The following is a 21,142-nucleotide window of genomic DNA, read 5'->3' on the forward strand; positions in this document are numbered from 1 at the left end:
AACATGCCATATGTAAATATTAAAATCACTGATGAAGAAGTGACCAGAAACGAAAAACGTCAATTAATAGAAGGTGTAACACAATTATTGGTTGATATTCTAAACAAGAACCCAAAAACTACACATGTAGTAATTGAAGAAATTCCCATTGAAAACTGGGGTGTAGATGGAAAACAGTATTTAGGAACTAAAAAAAGAACAAATGAAAAATAAAACAATCATTATTACCGGAGCTTCGACAGGAATTGGAAAAGAAATTGCCAAATATTTTATTGCTAAACAAAATAACGTTGTACTAAACTCTTCAAACGAAGAAAACCTAAAAAAAGCATATGCAGAACTTAGTTCTCCCTCTAATGCTGTGTATCTAGCTGGTGATATTAGTAAAGCAGAAACGGGAAAAAGGCTTGTAAATCTAGCTTTAGAAAAATTCAATACTGTAGATGTATTAATCAATAACGCTGGTGTATTTGCTCCAAAACCATTTCTCGATGTTGAAGAAAAAGATTTAGATCGCTACTGGAGTATTAACCTAAAAGGTACCTATTTTACGACTCAGGCAGTTATTCCTGAAATGATCAAGCAACAAAACGGTGCTATAATAAACATTGGAACTGTTCTTGTTGATCATGCTATAGGTGGTTTTCCGGCTACCGCTCCAATAAGCAGCAAAGGAGCGATACATTCTTTAACGAGACAACTCGCTGCAGAATTCGGTAAAAACAATATTAAGGTGAATACCATTGCTCCAGGAATTATTAGAAGTCCGTTACAAGGTAAAATGGGTATCGAAGACGCCGACAGCCTAGCGGGATTACACCTTTTGAACAGGATCGGAGAAGCACATGAAATTGCCGAAGCCGCTTACTATTTGGCATCATCAGAGTTTATTACCGGAGAAACTATTAACGTGGCTGGTGGACATACCATAGGACATGCCCTTTAAAAAAGTGAATTATGTATACGCAAAAAATCACCGAAATAGAAACTGTTATTGCTAACTATTTTGAAGGTATCTTTTACGGAGACATTTCTAAACTTAGTTCTTGTTTTCATAAAGACACCATATTATATGGAGATATCGAAGGAGCAAACTATGTAAAAAACCTTGACGAATATTTGGATGGTGTAAAAAACAGAAAAAGCCCATCAGAATTGGGTGAAGCCTTACAAATGAAAGTTATTGGGATAGATGTAATGGGTAAAATTGCGATGGTAAAATTGCATGTTCCCATGTTAGGTTACAATTATTACGATTATTTATCAATTGTAAAAGTAAATCAACAATGGAAAATTGTAAATAAACTTTTTACACATGTAGCATAAATTCATTGTTTACTATTAATAAATGCGATAATAGCGGTTTAAGATGTATCTTAAATCGCTATTAAATTATCTAGTAAACCAATATAACCTGCTTATTATTTTTACATTTGTTTATCATCAAAAAGCAAGAATGTAATGATCGAAATCATCGATTTAAGTCAGGAAATCTATGAAGGAATGCCGGTCTTTAAAGATCTTCCTCAGGTTAAAATGGAGGTACACAATTCTCATGAAGAATGGGAAGGAATTGAAAATCCGAAGAAAAAGACACCAGCAGTGCATAAATTAGAACTAGGTGAGCATACCGGAACCCATGTAGATGCTATTAATCATATGGCAAAACAGTATGAAGGTGAATCGATAGACAAAATGCCTTTATCTATGTTCTATACAGAAGGAATTTGCCTAGATTTTTCTCATAAAAACTTAAAGGAACTTATAGAGCCCTTTGACATAGAAAATGCTTGTAAAACGGCGAATATTGAAATAAAAAAAGGAGATACAGTCCTAATTCATACCGATCACTATCGAAAACATTTTAACAGCAAAGAATGGCCAAACGGGCCAGGAGTTTCTGCTTCAACTGCTCGTTACTTGGGAAATAAAGGTATATCTGCTTTTGGTGTTGAGACAATGTCACCTGGAGTCCCAAAAGTATCTAATAAAGAAGTACATCATATATGTGGCGAATTAGGATTTACACATTATGAAAACATGATCAACTTGCATTTATTACTGGGAAGAGGTAGGTTTAGATTTATCGGACTGCCATTAAAAATAAGAGGTGGTACAGGCTCTCCGGTACGAGCTATAGCAGTATTTGGAAATCAAACACTTTAGTAATGAAAAGAATACTTGATCTATTGATATTTAGCTTAATAATGTTATCATCCTGCCATGATAAAAAAAATGGAGTTGAAGATGACCTCTACAATTGTTTATTGAACTCATTAACAGAGGAAGAAAAAAACAAATTGGCACCTATCATCATAGATTTTGAAAAACATTTGATATCGACCAAAGTGTTAGCCTCCTCTGCTCCTAAAAGCTATCTGAATTTCTATAAAAAAATCGCAGAAACTGGAGAACACAACTTTTCTAATGAATTTAACTTTTCTGAAAAAATTAGTTTTTTAAATAGAAGAAGTCCAAATGATACTCAAGATCTTTTGGAATGTCATTCTAAAATCTTTCAAACAGAAAAATACAAGAATTCAAAACTCTATGAACTTACCAAAGAAATGCAATCTCTAAAACAACATCGCATAACACCAGTAATCATAGCAAAAACTACATTAAAGTATCTTAACGAAGATGATTTTGAACTTGATTATAATCGGTTTAATACCCTAATGTTCATCGAGAGTTTAAAATAATCTAAGTGTTAAAAAACGAAATACATTTGCGTAACCGATTAGTTACACTTAAATTAGTAACCGAATAGTTACATAATTAAATGAGACGAGACGTATTTCAGGCCATCGCCGATCCTGTTCGCAGAGATATTATTAAACTTTTGGCAGAAAATGCTTTACCTATAAACGAAGTAGCTCAAAAGTTTGAAGTAAGCCGTCCCGCAATATCTAAACATCTTAAGATTTTAGAAGAGTGCGGCATCATAGATATTCAACAACAAGGGCGTGAACGTTATTGTCTCATTAGACCTAAAAGTTTAATTCCTGCCTTTTTATGGATAGAACAATATCAAAACCTTTGGGAAGATAAACTAGATTCTTTCGAAGCCTATTTAAATGAATTACAATCAAAACGAAAAAACAATAAAAATGAGTGATCTTAACAACCGTACTTTAACCATTGAAAAAACATTTAACGCTCCAATAGAATTGGTTTGGGAAGCTTGGACACAACCTGAACACATTGCAAATTGGTGGGGCCCCAAAGGAATGGAAACCAAAATACTGGAACACGACTTTACTGTTGGCGGAAATTGGAAATACGTAATGACCATGCCCAATGGTAGCGATTTTATAGCAGATGGTGTTTATCTGGAGATCGTTGAATTAGAGAAAATACGCACCTCTGCAAACTTTAAACCTATGACCGAAGGAGTAGAACTACAGGTACTTCTAAAAAAAATCGGAGATAAAACTCATTTCACTTTTCATGTTATTCATGCTACCGAAGAGTATTGTAAGCAACAAGAAAAAATGGGATTCTACAATGGTTGGGGATCAACGTTTGAGAGGCTCTATGAATATCTCTCTCAAAAAACAGTATAACTAAAATGTAGAGGAGGGTTTTATACTGATGAACTCCTCCTCTACATTAGATATAAAGTCATGAATATATTTTTTTTGACGATCTTCTTTCCTCACTACCAGATAATGCACTCTTCTAAGACCGTTACTGCCAATGCGTTTAAAAATTATATCTTCTGAAAGTTTAAATGAGCGTAATGCCCATTTTGGCATGCATACCATTCCCATATTTGCATTTACCATATCTAATGCCACCTCGGTGAGCGGTATTGCTGATATTTTTATTGGGTTGATCTTGTGAATTTTCAGAAATTGTTCATAAACAGAAACGGTTTCCAATGGAAAAGAATGAATAATGAGGTGTACATCGTTAAAATCTTTTGCTTCTAAGTATTCCTTACCATTATAACCATGCTCCTTATGAAGCAGCGCAAAAATCTCATCTTCAAAAAGAGGAATATTTGTCAATAGTTCGTTTTCAGGTTTAGAAGTAACAAAAGCCATATCTATTGCTCCTGACAATAATTTAGAAATGGGTTGATGAGTAGCTTCGAGTACCAGGTCAACCTCAATATCAGGATATAACAAACCCATTTTTTGAATAAAACCTGGTAAACCTTGATAAAAAGAGTAGCACTCTGTACTCACTTTTATCACACCTTTAGCCCCGCTTTGAATTTGTTTTATTGATGACAATCTATGTTGTATAGTATGCAATACTTCTTTGGCCATCTTATATAGTTCCTCTCCTTCTTCGGTTAGTTTCCACCTATTTCGGGATCTTATAAAAACTTTAAACCCCAATTGCTGTTCGAGCTCCCTTAATTGATGACTTAAGGCTGATTGTGTCAAAAAGAGTTTCTGAGAAGAATTCGCCATATTTCCTTCTTCAGTTATTGTTTTTACGAGTCTTAAGTACTTTATATCCATGTTACAAAATTACAACAATGCTACAATTTTGAGTATGAAAATATTTCAACTGACCTTTCTAATCATTCAACAAAAACATAGCTCTATTCCTACTTTCAATTTTAATTTTGGTCTAACAAAAACATATATTTATGAAAGATCAAATTGAATTTTACGAAAATAAGTTAGCGTATGAAATGGATCCTGCAGATCTTTTCGAAGCCTTAGAAAATGGAGAAAACCTTGTAGTTGTAGATACCAGACAACCTTTTGGATATGCAAAAGAACATATTCCCACAGCAATGAATCTCCCTCATAGAGAAATGACCAAAGAAAGTACACAACACCTTGATAAATCCATAACTTATGTCTGTTATTGTGATGGGATTGGTTGTAATGCTTCTACCAGGGGTGCTTTACAAATGACGCGTCTTGGTTTTATCGTGAAAGAATTAATGGGAGGTATCGAATGGTGGAAATTCGATGGTTACGCAACAGAAGGATCTCATCCTACAAAAGGATCAATGGTTCAATGCGCATGCTAACAAAAAACACAATGAATATACGGTTTGTAAAAAGAACGGATATCGATGAATTAATTATCTTATGTCAAGCTCACGCTACCTATGAAAAGGTAGCGTTTGATATTAAAAACAAAGCAACCCTGTTAGCCAAGTATTTATTTGACGAAAAAGCAGGTATACACTGTTTGGTAGTAGAAAAAAACAATGTACTGGTAGGCTATTCAACCTATGTTATACAATTCTCCACCTGGGACGTTGAATATTACACCTATATAGACTGTTTATATCTTAAAGAGGAAATTAGAGGTCATGGTATTGGAAAAAAAGTAATGAATCATATACGACAACATGCACTACAAGAAGGCTGTTCTACAGTTCAATGGCAAACACCTAATTTTAATACCAATGCTATTCGATTTTATAAAAATCTTGGTGCTATATCTAAATCTAAAGAACGGTTTTACTGGACTTTCTAAAACTTATTTCTACGTTTACTTTTTTCAGAATAACTAAAAACAATACTTTTATATTGAAACAATAAAGATTATTAAATCATTATAATCAACCAAAGCTCGCTATAGAAAAGAAATCAGGGTGGCATAACAATAATTTTATATTTACCTTTAAACACAAATACAAAATTCTATGTTCACACTTGAAGAACTACATCAAGTAAAAAAACGCAAACAACTTATTACTCTTGCAGAACAAAAAAACGTAGATATAACCAAAATAATGCGTAGGCTCAGGTATGAACAAGAGCTTAGACTTTTGCAAGCAGAATTAGTGAATTTACAACAGTGGATTGCCAAAAAGAAACTGCGAGTAGCGATTATCTTTGAGGGTCGAGATGCCGCAGGAAAAGGAGGATCAATAAAACGATTTACAGAACATCTTAATCCTAGATCTATGCGCATTGTTGCACTTTCTAAACCCACTGAAGAAGAGCAAGGACAGTGGTATTTTAGAAGATATATAAAGGAATTACCAAACCCCGGAGAAATCGTATTTTTTGATCGTAGCTGGTATAACCGTGCGGTGGTTGAACCTGTTATGGGATTTTGCACCAAAAAACAATATGATAAATTTATGGTTCAAGTACCTGAGTTTGAACACATGCTGTATGAAGATGGTGTTATCGTTATTAAGTTTTGGTTTTCGATTTCAAAAGAAGAACAAAAAAAACGTTTTGATGCTAGACTTGAAAACCCTCTTAAAGTTTGGAAATTTAGTCCTGTAGATATGAAAGGGCAACAACTATGGAAAAAATATACGCACTACAAAGAGCAAATGTTTTCTAAAACGCATACTACCTTTAGCCCATGGGTTATAGTAAAAACAAATAGTAAAAAAACTGCTCGCCTAGAAAGCATACGATATGTACTTTCAAAATTTGATTATACAGGAAAAACAAAGGCAAAAACTACTCTGTTTCCAGATCCAAATGTAATCGTTAGGTACCATAGATACGTAGAACAAATAGATATTTAGCATGTCCTTACCAAAAGATAATATACCCAATAATCTCACAGAAGAAGATTTAAATATTTTAAACTCCCCAATTGGTTTAAGACATCTATTTGCAGATAAAAAGGTAGATGTAGATAAGGCTTTACGTATGACTCAATACGAATTAGAGTTAAAAGAGCTTCAAACCGAATTGGTGAAATTACAGAGATGGGCAATCAAAAATGAAAAAAAGATTGTAATTCTATTTGAAGGTAGGGATGCAGCAGGAAAAGGCGGAGCTATACGACGAGTTACAGCACATATTAATCCGAGATACTTTAGAATTGTAGCATTACCAAAACCTACCGAAGAAGAACAAGGACAATGGTATTTTCAACGATATGTGAATCAACTACCCAAGCCTGGAGAAATTGTACTTTTTGATCGTAGTTGGTACAATAGAGCTGTAGTTGAACCCGTAAATGGTTTTTGTACCCCGCGACAATATGAAACTTTTATGGGACAGGTAAATGAATTCGAGAGAATGATCTTAGAATCTGACACATACCTTATAAAATTCTATTTTTCAATTTCTAAAGAGGAACAGGAACGTCGATTTAAAGATATCAAATCGAACCCTTTAAAAAAATGGAAAATGACTCCGGTAGATGAACGAGCACAAGAGCTATGGGATGAATATACGAAGTATAAAGTAAAAATGTTTGAACATACAGATACAAAACTCTCACCCTGGATCATTATAAAAGGAGATCGTAAAACCAAAGCAAGAGTAGAGGCTATTCGTTACATCCTTGATAACATACCTTATACGGAAGAAAATTAAAGCACATAAAAATCATATCAAATGAAACCACTATTTATTATACTTATTAGTCTTTTTAGCCTTTCGGCAATGGCACAAAACGAAACTGCTTCAAATGAATCAGCAGACGCAAACAAAGAAAAACTAATTCACACTGTTTTCTTTTGGCTTAACAATCCAGATAATGAGGGAGAAAGAGAAAAATTTGAAAAAGGGGTTAAAACGTTACTTAAAGAATGTAAATTTATTTCTTCTAGTAATTTTGGTACGCCAGCGGGAACTAAGAAAAGACCAGTTGTAGATCACTCATTCACTTATTGTGTAGTCATTAAATTTGCATCAAAAGAAGCACATGATAACTACCAAATAGATCCCGTTCATACCAAATTTGTAGATGAAAACAAAGGTCTATGGAGCAAAGTCCTCGTATATGATTCAACCACCAGTTTATAAATGTTATAACAATATTGTTTTTAAAGATATAAAAAAAGGCTACTCAATTTTGGTAGCCTTTTTCATACTTTATATTAATTCTTTATCCTTTTATCCAAGCATTTCTAAGTGCGGTTTGCTCCTCTGAAGAACTGGTAGATACCGAAAGTTTTTCTCCTTGTGTATACGACTTTTTAACTTTCGTTTTTATAACTACTTCCTCTCCTGCTCTATCCAGTTTTACCTCAACATCATCTCCTTCTTGCCATTGTAGCGTTCCTCCTAGCACACTATTGGCATTTTGAAGCGTTAATTTGGTTCCATTAACCTCAACAATAGTATCGTTGGGCTGTACCCCATTATCTGCCCAGAAGCTGTTATCAGAAACCAAGTCTGTAAAAAATATGGTCCCTTTCGACTGATCTCCAGCTACAATTAAAGCTCCGGAATTTTGAATATAATTTGTTTCTATCTTTTCTTGTTGAACAGCCAATCCTACTTTATTGAAGAAATCTTTATAGTTAATAGGTGTAGTTCCTACTACATGAGTATTCAGGAACTCCCCAATTGAAGGGTAAGTCATTGCTATAATTTCATCAATGATTTTGTCGTCTTCAAAAGGTTTGTTTTTACCATATTTCAAAGACAGTTCTTTCATTAAAGATAATATCCCTCGCGTTCCATTACTTTCTTCTCTCATTAAAATATCGATACACATACCTATTAATGCTCCTTTTTCATAAACATTTACATAATTCGATGCGTAGGGTTGATCTAAAATATTCTCACTCATTTTGGTAAAACTCATACTATCATCGAAGCCGCTGGCACTATTAATTTTACCCATTATTTTTTCGTAAAACTCACTTTCTTCTACCAAATCCTGATTTACTTGAAATAAGGTTGCAAAGTACTCTGTAACACCTTCATACATCCATAAATGTTTAGAAAATGTTGGATCATGATAATCAAAATAATGAACATCTTCTGAATGAACTGACAGAGGAGTCACTATATGAAAAAACTCATGCGACACCACATCGATCATGGCTTGTGCTAACGCGTCATCTGGCATTTGTTCTGGTAAAACAACTACCGTTGATGTATGGTGTTCCAATGCTCCAAAACCTGTTGGGGATTCCTCATTCCCTTCTGATAGATATAAGTATATGTCGTATCTAGGAGTACTATTAATATCACCCAAATAAGCCTTTTGGCCCTTCATCATTTTGAATACAGTCTCCTTTATTTTCGCCGCTGAATGCACTTTGTTCGGCGAATATACACTAAGTACAATTTTAATATCCCCGACTAAAAACTCTTCTACATCAAGTTTACCGTACATCATTGGGTTATCAGTAATATCGAAATATCTGGATGCAAAATATTTATCTGTGACTATGCTACCATCTTCACTTGTTTCTGTACCCACATTTTGAAGAGCAGAAGTTCTTTTCATTTCTTTAGGGGCCTTCACCTCCAAAGCGTATTGATTGTTTTTAAGGACATCAAAATATCCGATAAACCCATGTAAGTTCAATACAAAGTTATCTGGTTCTATATTCGTACCTGAAGGTGAAAACGGAGTAGCTGTACCAGAATTTTCTAAATCGTAAGTATCATTGACAAAATAAGTTATTTTATCTAACTGTAATGCATTAGGAATCAGCCAGATGTTTTTATCAGTTTTCTTAACTTCTATTTCATTCCCAGCATAATCAAACGCCTTAAACCCTTCTACAAAACTCCCAAAATCACTTACAGCATAGGTTCCTTGAACTACCTTAGGCAAATAGTATTTAACTGTATCCTGTACAAACCTTCCAGGATTTATCGTTACAGGTATTTTATCATCATCAATTTGGGTTAAGTCTATTGCTGTAGAAATAGGAACAGATGTTGCTACATCATTAGCAGGATTTTTTGTACCACATCCTACCACTACTAAAGCGATAGCAAACGTTGCGATTAAGCTTTTCATATACTCTTTTTTATTATCTAGACTTAGAAAAAGAACTAGCATTACAATTTTGAAGACGCAAAATATGCAATTTGTACCGACTTTAGCTTATTTTTAGCACTTTTTATAGAAAAGCATAGGTTTGGATTTAACAATAAATGATCAGCGTTTACGATTTTCAACTGACCCCAAATTAATTAAAGGAAGTACTTCTGTTATTATTTTTCTTCATGACTCATTGGGGTGTATAGAACTTTGGAGAAAATTCCCAAATAAAATTGGAGAACTTACCGGGTGCAATGTAATATCTTATGATAGACTAGGGTATGGAAAATCATCCTCTTTTAGCTATAAAAAACGTGGTAATGATTACCTAAAGGAAGAAGCCGAAATTTTAGGAGAAATCATTAAAACACTTGATCTAAAACAGGTAATTCTCTTTGGGCATAGTGATGGTGGTAGTATTGCTTTATTAACTGCATCATTATTTCCAGATAAAATAGCTGGTGTTATTACAGAAGGAGCTCATGTTTTTGTAGAAAAGGAAACCGTTAAAGGAATACAAGACGCTGTGGTCGCTTATCGGGATACAAATCTAAAAGAAAAATTGACCAAGTATCATGGAGACAAGACCGATGATGTATTTCGGATGTGGACGGAAACCTGGCTTTCTGAAGATTATCAATCCTGGAATATTGAACACTATCTACCAAATGTACAATGCCGTTCTCTTATTATTCAAGGAGAAAACGATGAGTACGGTAGTTTAGATCAGGTACATGCTATAACTCAAAATACAACAGGGATATCAAAAGCATTGATAATTCCTGATATTGGTCATACTCCACATAAAGAAAATACTGCCCTGGTACTGGAAGAAAGTAGTGATTTCATACTCTCGATTATGAATCACAGTTAAAGAAATCACAAAAATTGTTATTCTTTTTAATTATTTAAAACCTTGTAATCTTATTTAAAAAAACAATAACACTTACTCTACAGTAAACTCAAAACACATCAATCATGAAATTCATTAAATATTTTTTTCTTTTACTAATTTTTGTAGGCTATTCTCAAGAAAATTTAGAGTACCAAAAACCTTCTGACGAAATATTAGATTTAATAGATGTACCTATAGCACCAACAGTAATCATTGACGACAAAGGGGAAAACCTTGTTTTTCTTTATAGAGATGTTTATAAAACAATTGCTGAATTATCTGAAAAAGAAATGCGTTTAGGAGGCTTAAGAATAAACCCTAAAACCAATATTTCTAGTAGAGCAAGATACTACAATAATATTGAGGTCAAAAAAAACAATGATAAAGAAGCTAGTCACGTCTCTGGTTTATCAAAAAACATGAGAATTACAAACCTGAAATGGTCCCCAGATCAAAACATGGTTGCTTTTACAAATACAACTTCAAATGGTGTAGAACTTTGGGTTTTAAATATTAAGGATAAAAAGGCTTCAAAATTAACGGAACCGATATTGAACGCGAACACTGGCACACCTTTTACATGGTATCCGGATAATTCAGGTCTGCTTGTAAAATTTATTCCAGAATCAAGAAAACCACTGATTAATACTAATGAGGCAATCCCAACAGGTCCAACCGTGACCATTAGTGATGGTGCCAAAGCTCAAAATCGAACTTATCAGGATTTATTAAAAAACCCAAATGATGAATATAATTTTGAACAATTAGCACTGTCTAAGATCAAAACTGTTTCGCTTACTGGGAGTATTAAAGATTGGGCTCCAGTTGCTATGTATACTCGATTTTCATTTTCACCAAATGGACAATATGTTATTGCTACTGAGATTCAAAAACCGTTCTCATATATAGTTCCTTATAGACGTTTTGCTAATGAAACAAAATTACACAATACCAATGGAGAAGTGTTAAAAACACTGAATAAAGTTCCTCTCACAGAAGTATTACCAAAGGGGTTTATGTCTACCAGAACTGGTAAACGTTCGATCTCATGGAGAGCCGACAAACCAGCTTCACTCATTTGGGTTGAAGCATTAGACAAAGGAGATCCTGAAGAAAAGGTAGAGTTTCGTGATGAAATTTTTCAACTCGATTCTCCATTTACAAGTTCTGCAAAATCAATTCTAAAAACAATAAATAGATTTGGAGGTATTGATTGGACTAACGATGAAAATTATGCAATAGCATATGACTATTGGTGGAATACAAGAAATACCAAAAGCTATGTTTTCAACCCGCAAAAGCCAGAACAATCTAAGATCATTTTTGATCGTAGCTACCAGGATAGATATAGTGATCCTGGAAACCCCGTAACTGTTAAAAATCAATATGGAAATTCTGTAATAGACATCGAAAACAATCAAATGTATTTACTTGGAGATGGTTATACTAAAGATGGTCAATTTCCTTTTATTGATAGAATCAATTTAAAAACGAAGGAAACCAAAAGATTATATCAATCTGAATATAAAGATAAAGTTGAGAATATTTATAGTGCAATCGACCTTAAAAAAGGAAAGTTTCTTGTGCGTATAGAATCACAGAAAGAATATCCTAACTACTTCATAAGAAGTATTAACGACAACAAATTACAGCAGATTACTTCATTCAAAAACCCTTTTGCAAGTATTCAAAACGTGCATAAAGAGGTGATAAAATACAAAAGAGAAGATGGTTTAGACCTTTCCGGGACTCTTTACTTACCTGTAGGTTATGATAAATCAAAAAAGGAAAAGATGCCTATGATTTTATGGGCATATCCGAGAGAATTTAAAGATAAACGTAATGCTGCACAAACCACTTCTAACCCTAATGAATTCACATATCCATTTTGGGGTTCAATGATATATTGGGTTACAAAGGGATATGTAGTATTAGATGATGCTTCTTTTCCTATTGTTGGAGAAGGAACTGAGGAACCAAATGATTCTTTCAGAGAGCAATTAGTTGCTAATGGTAAAGCTGCAATTGATGCTGTAGACAAATTAGGTTATATCGATCGTGATAGAGTTGCTGTAGGAGGGCACTCTTATGGAGCTTTTATGACTGCTAACTTACTTTCTCATTCTAACCTTTTTGCTGCTGGTATTGCCAGAAGTGGTGCTTATAATAGAACACTTACACCTTTTGGTTTTCAAAGTGAAGAACGAAGTTATTGGGAAGCACCAGAGGTGTATTATACAATGTCTCCTTTCATGCATGCAGACAAAATGAAAACTCCTTTGCTTTTAATTCATGGTGAAGCCGATAATAATTCTGGAACTTATCCTTTGCAAAGTGAAAGATATTTTAATGCCTTAAAAGGTTTAGGGGCAACCACTAGATTGGTAATGCTTCCTAAAGAAAGTCATGGATACAGAGCTAAGGAGTCTATATTGCATCTTTTATGGGAACAAGATCAATGGCTCGAAAAATACGTAAAAAACAAAAAAGATAAAAGACCAGAAGGAGAAGGTACAAACTAATGCAAAAAAGCCCTTTACGAGGTAAAGGGCTTTTTTTTATTATATTAAATTCTTACTAAGAATCTCTCTTAGATCGTCTTTATTAAGAGGTTTATTAATAATATCATTCATACCTATAGCCAAACATTCTTCTTGTACTTCACTTAACTCAGAGGCCGTAAGTGCAATTATAGGAGTTTCCTGATCAAATTCTCGTATACGTTTTGTCGCTTCTATCCCATCTAGATAAGGCATATTAAGATCCATTAGGATGAGATCAAACTCCTCTTTCTTAACCATTTGTAAAGCGTTTAATCCATTTTCTACAATAGTGGAATTGTACCCAATAATATCAAGCAGGTTTTTGGTGACAATTTGATTAATCTTATTATCCTCGGCAACCAAAATCTTTTTGAAGGTTTGTGGACTCTCTTCTTTATTTAAATCAAGGCTACTGCTTTCTTTTTCATTTATTACTTCAAACTCTAAATCGAAATAAAACTTTGTTCCTCTTCCTTCTTTACTATCTAAATAAATTTGGCTACCCATCATTTCCAAAAGATTCTTTACAATTGACAGCCCTAATCCGGTTCCTTCAGATTTATTGATTTCTCTACCTAATTGAGAAAATTTTTCAAATACAAATTCCTTTTTATCTTCAGGAATACCAAGGCCATTATCCTCAACTTCAAACTTCACCTTTACCTTTTCTTTATCAATTGAAACAATCTTTAATCTCAGCCAAATCGTACCATTCTCTGTAAATTTCACCGAGTTACCTATAAGATTGATCAATATCTCTGACAATTTAAGAGAGTCGACACTTAGAATTTTAGGAAGTTCTTTCTGAGATTCTAATACCAATTGATTGTTTTTATTTTTGGCCTGATACTCAAAAGAATAAAGTAGATTTTGAGCTAATTGCGACAGATCTGTTGGAGTTTTGGTGAGTTTCTCTTTATTTGATTCGATTTTGCTGATCTTCAAAACTTTATTGATCAAATCCAAAAGGTAATCTCCAGAAAACTTCAATGAATTAAGCAGCTTTTTATGTTTTGAGGGCATTTCCTTATCTTCTAACAATAGCGAGGTAATACCAACAACCCCATAGAGAGGAGTTCGCAATTCGTGACTTACGGTAGAAATAAACTGAGATTTGGTGTTTGTAAGTTTTTCTGCCTCTGTTTTTGCTACTTCTAGCTGTGTATTTTTCTCTTTTAAAATATCACTTAATTTTTTCTTTGATCGATATCCTAAATAGAAGAAAAACGCAGTTCCTAACATAAAAATCAACCCTATAACCGATATGAATAGAATGATTTTATTATTCTTAGCGATACTTGCTTGATAATCCTTTTCTTTATTTGCTATTTCTAATTCGCGTTTATATTCATCTACAGCAAAACTAATACTAGCTACTTCTATCTGCTTTAGTTTTTCCTTATCATACAGTTTATCTTTGTATTGTTGATATTCCTTAATGTCATTATATGCAGATATTGTATCTCCAACTTTTTCATGTAACGCTGCTCTTGCCTTTAAAATATAAGAAAGTTCTAATACCATATCATGCCCCTCGGCAATATCAATAGCCTCTTCAAAATATCTAAAAGCATCTTTAAAGTTCTTTTTATGCAAAGCATATTTCCCTCTTAAATAATACACCTCGCAATATCCTTCTATATCCTTATGCTCTACTACTAGTTTCTGAGCTTCTTCGATATAGGGTAATGCATCATCGAACTCACCTATATCTACATAGGTCCACGCTAGATTAATAACTGGGGTCATATATTCACTAGAGTCTTCAAAATTTTTCCCTAGTTCTTTAGCTTTGTTATAGAAAACCAATGAAGTTTTAAGGTCTTTATATCCATCAGAATATACATTCCCTAAACCATTATTATTCCATAATACCAATAAAGAATCATTTGATACCTCTGAAAATTTTAGGGATTTCCTGTAGTATTCCTCGGCATTTTTAAAATCTACCAGTATTTCATAATTGTATGCCATAAGATAATAAGCCTTCGCCTTGTAATGATCATTGTTAACCTCATAAGCGTAGTTTGCTGCTTTTATGGCATATTCTAGCGATTCTTTTATTTTATATTCGTAAGTAAGGCTATTAGATTGATCAATTAAAGAATGTAGACTATCTATATGATTGTGTTTTACAGCTATTTGTCCATAGGAAATACTTCCTACAACAACTAGGTGCACTATAAGTAAAAAAGTTTTCAAACTCTTTATTGTTTTTGTATGATCCTATTACTACTAAGAATTTTGTCTATGGTAGCGTCCCCACACTATCAAAAACATACTAATTCATAATGTTAATTTAGTGAAAAAAACATTAATATGCTTAATTCTTTAATGAGTGTATAATGATTTATTATTTATTTCCCATTTCTTTTATTCTTCCCCGAAACAATATAAATCCCAAAAATTACCACACCTGCTCCTACTATCTGAAGTAATGATAACCTCTCAGAAAGAATAAAATATGCCAAAATTATCGTAGAAAAAGGACCTAAACTTGCAATAATAGAAAAGTTTGAGGCTCCTAATCTTTCTATAGCGGCTGACACTAAGTAAGACGGAATAATTGTTGAGAAAATTGCCATAGCTATACAAATCAGATATAGTTCCAGAGGGTAGTCAATTATATTCCCACGATCAACAATCAAATACTGAATAATAATACATAGTGAAGAAACGATCATTGCTAAAGACGTAAATCGTATAACTCCAAATTTTGGTATGAGCCAACCACTCCCGACAAGATAGATAGCATAGGTTAAAGCACTTAGAAAAACTAAAGACACACCCAAAATAAGTTCATTAGAACTGCCTTCAAACTTTAGTTCTCCCCAAAAAGTTATGAATACCCCTATATAGGTCAATAATATAGCAAGTAGTTGTTTGGAACTTATATATTTTTTAAAAAAGACTCGGGAAATAATGATAACTAGGGTTGGGTACAAAAAGAGAATTATTCTTTCTAATCCCGCTTTTATGTATTGTAATCCTAAAAAATCAAAATAACTCGCAAGGTAATATCCTACAAACCCGAAAAACAATACCCATAAGTAATCTTTTGCACCAACCTGTTGAGGATTTGATGATGTATTAAAAAATACAATTCCAAGATAAAAGGGTAATGAGAACAACATTCTAAACAATAGTAAATGTTCAGAACTTATATTATAATTATATGCCAGTTTCACCAATACCGCTTTAGCAGAGAATAGGATTACACCAATAATGGCAAGAACTATTCCTGTAGAAGATAATTTTAGATCTTTCATTCTTCAAAAATATATGGATGCATTTTCAAACAATATCACTATAGCTTCAGTTTACGATACCCAACAAAAAAACCTTCTCAAAATTCGAGAAGGTTTTTTCTTTATTGCTATTATATTTTTTTAAACATTAAATAAGAAATGCATTACATCTCCGTCATTCACCACATATGCTTTTCCTTCTACTCCAAGTTTTCCTGCTTCTCTCGCTTTAGCTTCACTACCAAATTTCACAAAATCATCATATTTGATTACTTCTGCTCTAATGAATCCTTTTTCGAAATCTGTGTGTATAACTCCGGCCGCTTCTGGTGCTGTAGCGCCTATGGTAACCGTCCACGCGCGTACTTCCTTTTCTCCTGCGGTAAAATAGGTTTGTTGATTCAAGAGTTTATATGCAGCTCGTATCAATACAGAAGCTCCCGGTTCTTCTAGTCCCATATCTTGTAAAAACATTTGACGCTCTTCATAATCATCAAGTTCAGTAATATCAGCTTCAGTTCCTACAGCTAGCACTATAACCTCTGCATTTTCCGAAGCTACAGCCTCTTTTACTTTATCTACATATGCATTCCCTTTTACGGCGGCTTCTTCATCAACATTACAGACATACAATACCGGCTTATCTGTAATAAGTTGAAGTGGTTTTACATAGGCAATATGATCATCTTCAGAAATTTCAACCGCTCTTACCGAAATACCAGACTCTAATCCTTCTTTTAATTTCAATAAAGCGGCTTCTTCTTTTTGTGCTTCTTTGTTACCTGTTTTTGCGGCTCTCTTTACTTTATCAAGCTTCTTTTCAATGCTTTCAAGGTCTTTAAGCTGCAACTCTATATCTATAGTTTCTTTATCTCTTATTGGATCTACAGAACCATCAACATGCACTACATTATCGTTATCGAAGCAACGAAGTACATGTATAATAGCATCGGTTTCTCGAATATTACCTAAAAACTGATTTCCAAGTCCTTCTCCTTTACTTGCCCCTTTCACCAAACCTGCAATATCCACAATCTCTACAGTGGCCGGAATCACCTTTTCTGGCTGAACCAATTCTTCCAAAGTTTCTAATCTAGTATCTGGAACATTAACCACACCTATATTAGGTTCTATTGTACAGAACGGAAAATTCGCGCTTTGCGCTTTCGCATTAGATAAGCAATTAAATAAAGTCGATTTTCCGACATTTGGTAACCCTACGATTCCTGCTTTCATGATAATTACATTAATAATATTTACAGAGTAATTTACGCATCACTCCTTTTTTGAGAGTGCAAAGATAATGCTATTCAAAGAAAGTAAACAAATCTTGATTTCAAGTTTAGTCCTTTATTTATAATTATTTGATTTTTAACTTCTACTTAAGTTTTTATGGTTTTTCACATTTTTTGTAATTTTAAACCCCAATCAATACTAACATGAAAACTCTAAAACTATTAATCGCGCTACTTTTAGTAAGCTTTATTTCTAAAGTATCCGCACAAGAAGAAGCTGAAAAATCTAAAGAAAACTCCTCTAAAGAAACAGTTACCAAAATCATTCGTATAAAGGGTGCTAATGGTGAAGAAAAAGTCATCAAAAAACAAGAGGTTATTACCAGAAAAAGTAAGATAGAATTAAACCCTGGTGACGAAGACAAAACGAACCAATCTGCTTCCTATTCTGATGCAGAAGTGCAGGTTGAAAAATCTGAATCTTCCTCTGATATGGATTCCTACACCAAAATTACCGATGGTAAAGGATATGTTATTACTTTTCTTACCAAAACTGGTAATAAAGTTTCTAAAGTAAGACCTTTAAATAATGGATACTACATCGTTAATATGGGAGCCAAAGATAACTGCATAGGTCATTTCGATAAAGATCAAAACTTTATATTGGAAGCTTACGATTCAAATTCAGATCAGGTTATTACTACCATTTATAAACCTAATTAATTAGTTAATAATTTAAAGGATTTTTAAAAAAGCCTATTCTATTTTTTGTTTTTCAGATTACGTGTAAAATTTTAACAGAATATATGTAAAATACTTCTGTTTTGGATATATTTAAGGCAACAATCATCTTAAATAAACTATTTTACATGAAAAATTTCACACTCATTTTGTTTGGCTTATTCACATCTATATGTTTAGGCCAACAAATCGTTACTGGAACAGTTACAGACCCCTCGGGCGCTCCTATTCCGTTTGTTAATATTGTCGAAAAAGGTTCTGCTAAAGGAACTACCACCGATATAGATGGTAAATATACCATAGCTGTAGATTCTGGTGCTACACTGGTCTTTAGCTATGTTGGCTACGAAACCCTTGAGATTCAAGTTGGTGATCAAGGAACGATTGACGTTACCTTACAAGAAGGTGAAGCACTAAGTACAATTATCGTGGTAGGTTCAAGAAGTCCGAAACGAACAGCGACCGATACTCCTGTTGCAATAGATATTATTGATATGCAGGATATTATTACTAAAAGTGGTAAAATTGAAATCAATGAACTTTTACAATACACCGCACCATCATTCAATGCCAATAAACAATCTGGATCTGATGGTGCAGATCACATAGATCCTGCCACTCTTAGAGGTCTTGGGCCTGATCAAACTTTGGTACTCATTAATGGTAAAAGAAGACACTCCTCCTCATTAATAAACATTTTTGGTACCAGAGGTCGTGGAAATTCGGGAACAGACCTTAATGCGATTCCTGCTTCTGCCATTAAAAGAATTGAGGTTTTACGTGATGGTGCTGCCGCTCAATATGGTTCTGATGCTATCGCAGGTGTAATTAATATCGTTCTAAAGGATAACGTAAACAAAATTTCGGGAAGCGTTAGTTATGGAGCTTATAATACGAATGCCAAAGGAGATTTTCCCGATGGCACTCCTAATACCGATGGAAACAGACTCGATACAGACAATGATGGAAACCGTATTGGTGATGACCAAAACTTTGATGGAGGTTCGGTAAAAGTTACTGCAAATTATGGGGTAGAAATCGGAGAAGGTGGATATGCTAACTTTACCACTGAATATCTTAGCAAAAACAAAACACTACGCCCCGGATTCGATTTTAGAAGAGGGTTTGGAGAAGCTGCAATAGACGGTTTTAATTTCTTTGCCAATGCTGCAATTCCCGTTTCGAAAAAAACAGAAATCTATGCTTTTGGTGGACGTAATTATAGAGATACCGATGCTTTTGCTTTTACTCGTAATGGAGGAGAAAGAGTAGTTACGGCTATTTTTCCTAATGGTTTTACTCCTAGAATTACCTCAAATATTATCGATAATTCGATATCTGCTGGGGTTAGAACTGAAACCGAAAATGGTTGGAAAATCGATGTCAACAATACATGGGGTAAAAATAACTTCCACTATTTCATTCAAGGGACATTGAATGCTTCTTTACAAGAATCTTCACCAACCGATTTTGATGCAGGAGGACATAGTTTAAGTCAAAATACTACGAGTTTAGATTTTTCTAAGTATTATCCCAATATTTTAAAAGGACTTAACTTTGCTTTTGGATCTGAATACAGAACCGAGAATTTTACCATTTTTGCTGGAGAAGAAGGATCTTATGCCACCTATGATGTCAATGGTCTCCCGATCATAGATCCCGCTACGCAAACCCAACCTGTTGATCCAGATAGCGGAGAATTAAGACCTGGAGGCTCACAAGGATTTCCGGGGTATAGCCCTGCAAATGAAGTCGATAGATCAAGATCAAACTTCTCATTATATGCAGATGCCGAACTAGACATTACCGATAGCTTTTTAGTAGGAGGAGCTGCAAGATTCGAAAATTACAGTGACTTTGGCAGTACTATTAATGGTAAACTTGCTTTTAGAATAAAAGCTACCGAAGATATAAACATAAGAGGTTCTGTGAGTACAGGGTTTAGAGCTCCTTCTTTGGCTCAAATCTATTACAATCTTAGATTTACAGATTTTCAAGGAGGTGTAGCCACAGAAACACTATTATCTCCAAATAACAGTCCGGTTACCGCTTCTTTTGGTATAGAATCATTAGAAGAAGAAACGGCCATTAATGCAGCTGTTGGTGCTACAGCCAGTATTGGAAACTTTACAGCTACAATTGATGGATACTTTATTAATGTTAAGGATAGAATTGTACTTACAGGAACTTTTGCTGCACCGCAAATTCCTAACGTGAATGAAGCCCAGTTCTTTGCAAATGGAGTAGATACAGAAACGGTAGGTTTAGATATTATCCTTTCATGGAAAGGAAATTATGACTTCGGAAATCTATCTGCAACATTAGCAGGTAATATTAATAATATGTATATCAAAGAAGTGAAAAATGGTGCTCTTGACGAAGGTACTTTCTTTGGAGAAAGAGAGAAAGCTTTTTTATTAGCTTCTGCTCCCGACAGTAAATTTTCATTAAATACAAATTATAGTACTGAAAAATTTAATGCCGGTATTGGACTAACTAGATTTAGTGAGATCATACTTATTGATTTTGTAGATACCGAAGATGTATACGATGCTAAAATAACTGCAGATCTAAACTTGGGGTATAAACTGACCGAAAATCTTAAACTTACGGTTGGAGGAAATAATATCTTTAACGAATACCCAGACCAACAAAACGATGGAGAAACTGAAGCCGGAGGATATTGGGACGCTGTTCAAATGGGCTTTAGTGGAGCGTATTACTATGCGAGGTTAGATTTTAACTTCTAAAACAAGTAATAGCAATACAAATAAGTAACGTCACATCGTAATG

At 33.9% G+C, this 21,142-nt stretch carries 21 protein-coding genes; 16 read left to right on the top strand and 5 right to left on the bottom strand.

Features of this window, described 5'->3' with window-relative positions; translation table 11 throughout:
* The first annotated feature begins 3 nt into the window (after positions 1 to 3).
* The 7 genes from M0D21_RS02935 to M0D21_RS02965 all read left to right on the top strand — a co-directional run bounded on the left by M0D21_RS02935 (position 4) and on the right by M0D21_RS02965 (position 3,566).
* The gene (locus tag M0D21_RS02935; RefSeq protein ID WP_248326631.1) at positions 4 to 213 is read left to right on the top strand and encodes a tautomerase family protein; all 210 of its coding nucleotides are present in this window, start codon (positions 4 to 6) and stop codon (positions 211 to 213) included.
* Entirely contained in the window at positions 203 to 946 is a 744-nt protein-coding gene (locus tag M0D21_RS02940; RefSeq protein ID WP_248326634.1) for an SDR family NAD(P)-dependent oxidoreductase, read from the top strand. Before M0D21_RS02935 ends, M0D21_RS02940 begins: the two co-directional genes overlap by 11 nt.
* Positions 947 to 957: 11 nt before the next feature.
* On the top strand, positions 958 to 1,326 hold the full coding sequence (locus M0D21_RS02945; protein WP_248326645.1) for a nuclear transport factor 2 family protein: 369 nt from the start codon (positions 958 to 960) through the stop codon (positions 1,324 to 1,326).
* A gap of 135 nt (positions 1,327 to 1,461) precedes the next feature.
* Positions 1,462 to 2,166 carry a cyclase family protein gene (locus tag M0D21_RS02950; RefSeq protein ID WP_248326648.1) on the top strand — a complete coding sequence of 235 codons (705 nt, stop codon included), beginning with the start codon at positions 1,462 to 1,464 and terminating at the stop codon, positions 2,164 to 2,166.
* A 2-nt stretch (positions 2,167 to 2,168) separates the two neighbouring features.
* The gene (locus tag M0D21_RS02955) at positions 2,169 to 2,702 is read left to right on the top strand and encodes a hypothetical protein (RefSeq protein WP_248326651.1); all 534 of its coding nucleotides are present in this window, start codon (positions 2,169 to 2,171) and stop codon (positions 2,700 to 2,702) included.
* Positions 2,703 to 2,782: 80 nt separating this feature from the next.
* Positions 2,783 to 3,118 carry an ArsR/SmtB family transcription factor gene (locus M0D21_RS02960; protein ID WP_248326669.1) on the top strand — a complete coding sequence of 112 codons (336 nt, stop codon included), beginning with the start codon at positions 2,783 to 2,785 and terminating at the stop codon, positions 3,116 to 3,118.
* Positions 3,111 to 3,566: an SRPBCC family protein gene (locus tag M0D21_RS02965; RefSeq protein WP_248326693.1), complete on the top strand. Its 456-nt coding sequence runs from the start codon at positions 3,111 to 3,113 to the stop codon at positions 3,564 to 3,566. The genes M0D21_RS02960 and M0D21_RS02965 overlap by 8 nt, the downstream gene beginning before the upstream one ends.
* Here the strand turns inward: M0D21_RS02965 and M0D21_RS02970 are convergent, their stop codons facing one another.
* On the bottom strand, positions 3,567 to 4,475 hold the full coding sequence (locus M0D21_RS02970; protein ID WP_248326703.1) for a LysR family transcriptional regulator: 909 nt from the start codon (positions 4,473 to 4,475) through the stop codon (positions 3,567 to 3,569).
* Positions 4,476 to 4,606: 131 nt separating this feature from the next.
* Here M0D21_RS02970 and M0D21_RS02975 point away from each other — a divergent pair, with 131 nt between their 5' ends.
* The 5 genes from M0D21_RS02975 to M0D21_RS02995 all read left to right on the top strand — a co-directional run bounded on the left by M0D21_RS02975 (position 4,607) and on the right by M0D21_RS02995 (position 7,703).
* On the top strand, positions 4,607 to 4,999 hold the full coding sequence (locus M0D21_RS02975; protein ID WP_248326705.1) for a rhodanese-like domain-containing protein: 393 nt from the start codon (positions 4,607 to 4,609) through the stop codon (positions 4,997 to 4,999).
* An 11-nt stretch (positions 5,000 to 5,010) separates the two neighbouring features.
* Positions 5,011 to 5,454 carry a GNAT family N-acetyltransferase gene (locus tag M0D21_RS02980; RefSeq protein ID WP_248326707.1) on the top strand — a complete coding sequence of 148 codons (444 nt, stop codon included), beginning with the start codon at positions 5,011 to 5,013 and terminating at the stop codon, positions 5,452 to 5,454.
* Positions 5,455 to 5,623: 169 nt separating this feature from the next.
* Positions 5,624 to 6,469, top strand: coding sequence for a polyphosphate kinase 2 (ppk2, locus tag M0D21_RS02985; protein WP_248326709.1), 846 nt, complete (start codon positions 5,624 to 5,626; stop codon positions 6,467 to 6,469).
* Position 6,470: 1 nt separating this feature from the next.
* A complete protein-coding gene (ppk2, locus tag M0D21_RS02990; protein WP_248326719.1) occupies positions 6,471 to 7,271 on the top strand; it encodes a polyphosphate kinase 2 in 801 nt (266 codons plus the stop codon).
* Positions 7,272 to 7,292: 21 nt separating this feature from the next.
* The gene (locus M0D21_RS02995) at positions 7,293 to 7,703 is read left to right on the top strand and encodes a Dabb family protein (RefSeq protein ID WP_248326721.1); all 411 of its coding nucleotides are present in this window, start codon (positions 7,293 to 7,295) and stop codon (positions 7,701 to 7,703) included.
* Positions 7,704 to 7,785: 82 nt separating this feature from the next.
* On the opposite strand, the gene M0D21_RS03000 is transcribed toward M0D21_RS02995, so the two are convergent.
* Positions 7,786 to 9,663, bottom strand: coding sequence for a M61 family metallopeptidase (locus M0D21_RS03000; RefSeq protein ID WP_248326723.1), 1,878 nt, complete (start codon positions 9,661 to 9,663; stop codon positions 7,786 to 7,788).
* Positions 9,664 to 9,784: 121 nt separating this feature from the next.
* On the opposite strand from M0D21_RS03000, the gene M0D21_RS03005 reads away from it, so the two are divergent.
* Both M0D21_RS03005 and M0D21_RS03010 read left to right on the top strand, forming a co-directional pair.
* Positions 9,785 to 10,561 carry an alpha/beta fold hydrolase gene (locus M0D21_RS03005; protein ID WP_248326736.1) on the top strand — a complete coding sequence of 259 codons (777 nt, stop codon included), beginning with the start codon at positions 9,785 to 9,787 and terminating at the stop codon, positions 10,559 to 10,561.
* A 104-nt stretch (positions 10,562 to 10,665) separates the two neighbouring features.
* Positions 10,666 to 13,104 carry an alpha/beta hydrolase family protein gene (locus tag M0D21_RS03010; RefSeq protein WP_248326748.1) on the top strand — a complete coding sequence of 813 codons (2,439 nt, stop codon included), beginning with the start codon at positions 10,666 to 10,668 and terminating at the stop codon, positions 13,102 to 13,104.
* A gap of 39 nt (positions 13,105 to 13,143) precedes the next feature.
* On the opposite strand, the gene M0D21_RS03015 is transcribed toward M0D21_RS03010, so the two are convergent.
* From M0D21_RS03015 to ychF, 3 genes are all read right to left on the bottom strand, one after another.
* Positions 13,144 to 15,327 carry a tetratricopeptide repeat-containing hybrid sensor histidine kinase/response regulator gene (locus M0D21_RS03015; protein ID WP_248326749.1) on the bottom strand — a complete coding sequence of 728 codons (2,184 nt, stop codon included), beginning with the start codon at positions 15,325 to 15,327 and terminating at the stop codon, positions 13,144 to 13,146.
* Positions 15,328 to 15,482: 155 nt separating this feature from the next.
* Positions 15,483 to 16,394 (bottom strand): DMT family transporter, encoded by a 912-nt coding sequence (locus tag M0D21_RS03020; RefSeq protein ID WP_248326750.1) that lies wholly within the window; start codon positions 16,392 to 16,394, stop codon positions 15,483 to 15,485.
* Positions 16,395 to 16,514: 120 nt separating this feature from the next.
* Positions 16,515 to 17,609, bottom strand: a complete 1,095-nt coding sequence (gene ychF / locus M0D21_RS03025; RefSeq protein ID WP_248326767.1) for a redox-regulated ATPase YchF — start codon at positions 17,607 to 17,609, stop codon at positions 16,515 to 16,517.
* Positions 17,610 to 17,812: 203 nt separating this feature from the next.
* Here ychF and M0D21_RS03030 point away from each other — a divergent pair, with 203 nt between their 5' ends.
* Both M0D21_RS03030 and M0D21_RS03035 read left to right on the top strand, forming a co-directional pair.
* On the top strand, positions 17,813 to 18,331 hold the full coding sequence (locus tag M0D21_RS03030) for a hypothetical protein (RefSeq protein ID WP_248326770.1): 519 nt from the start codon (positions 17,813 to 17,815) through the stop codon (positions 18,329 to 18,331).
* A gap of 146 nt (positions 18,332 to 18,477) precedes the next feature.
* Positions 18,478 to 21,099, top strand: a complete 2,622-nt coding sequence (locus M0D21_RS03035) for a TonB-dependent receptor (RefSeq protein ID WP_248326784.1) — start codon at positions 18,478 to 18,480, stop codon at positions 21,097 to 21,099.
* Positions 21,100 to 21,142 lie beyond the last annotated feature (43 nt).

The sequence above is a fragment of the Aquimarina acroporae genome (genome assembly GCF_023195925.1).
Taxonomy (GTDB): domain Bacteria; phylum Bacteroidota; class Bacteroidia; order Flavobacteriales; family Flavobacteriaceae; genus Aquimarina; species Aquimarina acroporae.